Here is a 3,294-nt window from a genome sequence, read left to right as displayed (position 1 = left end):
CCCCCACCCCAACCCCCAGCCCCACCCCCACCGCGCCGATCGTCACCACCAAGCTGCCCGGCGTGGACGCCGAGATCTTCGAGGCCGCGACCGACCCGATCGCGCTGACCTACTACGACGTGACCGACAAGTCCAAGGACACCTGGGTCAACTACCCGAGAGACGGCAGGAACGGCGAGTTCACCCGGAGCACCAAGTACTGGATGCAGTACATCTCCCCCGACGGCACCATCGCGGCCGGGCGGAACCGGAACTACACCACCGACAACTACCACGCGCTGGATGTCATCACCCGGGCGACGGGGGCCAGGAAGTCCATCAAGATCGCCAAGCAGCCGCTCACCTACGACTACGCCGAGTGGTCCCGCAGCGGCAACCTCCTGCTCCTCTCCCTGGTCAACCCGAGCGGGGAGGTCTGGACGACCAAGGGATTCGTGGTGGTCGACATCGCGGCGGGACGGGCCACGACCCGCCAGATCAACGACCCGGCGATCAAGAACGGCCGGTTCTACTGGAGCCCCGACCAGGCGGCGTTGGTCGTCTCCTACGAGGACGGGGACAGCAAGGGCCTGCGGTACTACAACTTCCAGGGCGAGGTCGTGCGGACCATCCCCGACGTGGGCGAGCCCGCCAACACCTCAGGCGGGCTCTTCTCCCCGTCCGGCGATCGGTTCGTCACCGCCTGCGCGGGCCAGACCTCCGGCACCTGCGTCTGGAACACCGCCGACGGCACCGCGTCCACCCGGTTCTCCTCCGACTGCACCAACGTGCTCGGCTGGTGGGACGATCAGCACCTCTACTGCTGGACCTCGCCCCAGAACGGCGTCGACGAGGTGAACGTGGTGGACCTGACCGGGGTCGCCGTACGGAAACTCCTGGAGAGCAGCGACACCAAGAACAGTGTCGTGCCGTACTTCTCACGGACGGGTAACGGTTGAACCGGGCCTCTGCGCCATCCGTGTAGGGGTCATGAGGATTTCGATACGGGCGGCGGGTGCGGTGACCGCGGCGCTTCTCGCGACCGCGTGCACCTCGGGCGGCGCCGCGGACGGCCCCGCGGCCACGCCCGGCAAGGTGGACCTGACCGGCCGGATCAGCCTGGTCGCGTACACCAGTTGTGACGAGATGCTGGCCGGTTTACGCGCCGCGACCGAGAAGAGCGTCGGTCCGTGGGGTTTCAACGGGCCGATGCTGCTGGAGGCGGCGGACGCGAAGGCGACGGCCGCGACCGGGACGGGAGCGAGCGCCTCCTACTCCACCACGAACGTGCACGAAGCCGGTGTGGACGAGCCTGACCTGGTGAAAACCGACGGGAAACGGGTCATCGTGGTCACCCAGGGGGTGCTCCGGGTGGTTGACGCCGAGACCCGGAAGATCACCGGTGAGCTCCGGCTGGTCCCGAAGGACCAGAGCTGGGTCCCGGCCGATCTGCTCGTCTCGGGTGACCGCGCGCTGGTGCTGATGACCCAGGGCGGCGCCCTGCCGTTCGGCGCGGTCGCCAAGATGCGCCCCGGCCCGATCGGCCCCAAGTACGTGCTGGTGGATCTGGCCGGCGAGAAGCCGGCCGAACTGGGCTCGCTGTCGATCGCCGGCAGTCACGTGGACGCCCGCATGGTGGGGAGCACCGTCCGGATCGTCACCCGGTCGGTCCCCGACATCACCTTCCCCGAGTCGAAGCCGGACGCCAAGGACAAAGAGCGGATCGCGGCCAACGTCCAGGCGGTGCGGAAGGCCCCGATCGAGTCGTGGCTGCCCAAGTTCGAGATCGAGTCCGGCGGCGCCACCACCCCGGGGGCCGTCAAGTGCGAGAACGTCAGCCACCCCGCCGACTTCAGCGGCACCTCGATGCTGACCGTGCACACCCTCGACCTGAACGCGGCCTTCGGCGCCGTGGAGCCGATCAGCGTGGCCGCCGACGGGGACACCGTCTACAGCACCAAGGACAGCCTCTACGTCACCAGCAACCCGTCCTGGTTCTTCGTGATGCCGGTGGACGTGGCCCCCGCGGACACCGCGTCCGGGTCGGTCGCGCCCAGCCCGGATCCGGAGATGCCCACCCTGATCCCGGACGCGCCCAAGGTCGAGCCCAGCCACCCGGACGCCGACCAGCCCATCACCGCCACCCCCGAAGCGGTCCCGTCGCCCTCGGCCGTGGAGTCGGCCGTGCCCGAGCCGTCCCGCCCGCCGGAGCGCACCGAGATCCACCGGTTCGACATCACCAGCCCCGGTTCGCCGCGGTACGTGGGCTCCGGCGCCGTGCCCGGCCGCCTGCTCAACCAGTACTCGCTCTCCGAGCACAACGGGCACCTGCGGGTGGCCACCACCTCCGACGCGCAGGTCTTCGGGGCCACGGAGGGCACCAGCGAGAGCGGCGTGTACGTGCTGAACGCCGACACCCTCGCTCAGGTCGGGTCGGTGACCGGGCTCGGCAAGGGCGAGCGCATCTACTCCGTCCGGTTCATCGGCGACCTCGGCTACGTGGTCACCTTCCGCCAGGTGGACCCGCTCTACGCCCTGGACCTGCGCGACCCCGCCGCGCCCCGGATCACCGGCGAACTCAAGATCACCGGCTACTCCGCGTACCTGCACCCCGGCGGCCCCGGCCGCCTGATCGGCGTCGGCCAGGAGGCCACCACCGAAGGCCGCACTGTCGGCACCCAGGTCTCCCTGTTCGACGTCAACGACCCCGCCAACCCTCGGATCCTCTCCCGCTACCTGCAGGAAATGTCGGGAACCGAGGCGGAATGGGATCCGCACGCCTTCCTCTACTGGCCCGAGGACGGCCTCGCCATGATCCCCCTGATGAGCTGGGGCGACAACTGGGCCGACGGCAGCAAGGCCCTCGTCCTCAAGATCACCGACACCACCATGACCAAGGCCGGCGAAATCACCCACCCCAAGGTCTCCCAGCAGAACGAGTTCGCCCCGGTCAACCCGGGCATCCGCCGCTGCCTGATAATCGGCGACACCATCTGGACCGTCTCCGACCTCGGCCTGAAGGCCAGCGACTCCACCACCCTGACCGACCGGGCCTGGATCCCGTTCGTGTAGCAGGGCCGGGCGCGCTCATCGAGCGCGCCCGGCTCCGCAGAATGCCCACGGCAACCAATCCTTCGCACCCCGGAGCGAAACCCGACCCTCCCGGCGGAGCCGGGTCCGGACCCGAAGGGTCAGACGGGTGGGTGGGCTGGAGTTCCACGGCAACCAACTTCCTATGTATGGAGCCGGCACCCGGGGATTCTGGTTACCGCGGTTCTCCCACCCACCCGCCCCCTCCATTACCGTTAGGCCCCA

At 69.2% G+C, this 3,294-nt stretch carries 2 protein-coding genes; both read left to right on the top strand.

The features are described from left to right. Positions 1-938: hypothetical protein (locus tag KIP79_RS45995; protein ID WP_214111402.1), on the top strand; the 938-nt coding region annotated here is incomplete at its 5' end. 31 nt (positions 939-969) lie between these two features. Continuing rightward, the gene (locus KIP79_RS45990) at positions 970-3,051 is read left to right on the top strand and encodes a beta-propeller domain-containing protein (RefSeq protein WP_214111401.1); all 2,082 of its coding nucleotides are present in this window, start codon (positions 970-972) and stop codon (positions 3,049-3,051) included. Positions 3,052-3,294: the final 243 nt, after the last annotated feature.

Origin of the sequence: Acrocarpospora catenulata (genome assembly GCF_018476525.1) — a bacterium.
Taxonomy (GTDB): domain Bacteria; phylum Actinomycetota; class Actinomycetes; order Streptosporangiales; family Streptosporangiaceae; genus Acrocarpospora; species Acrocarpospora catenulata.
This window is presented reverse-complemented; position numbering and strand designations above follow the sequence as displayed.

Coding starts and splice junctions, on each gene's coding strand:
- KIP79_RS45990 (WP_214111401.1), top strand. CDS start 970: ATGAGGATTTCGATACGGGCGGCGGGTGCGGTGACCGCGGCGCTTCTC.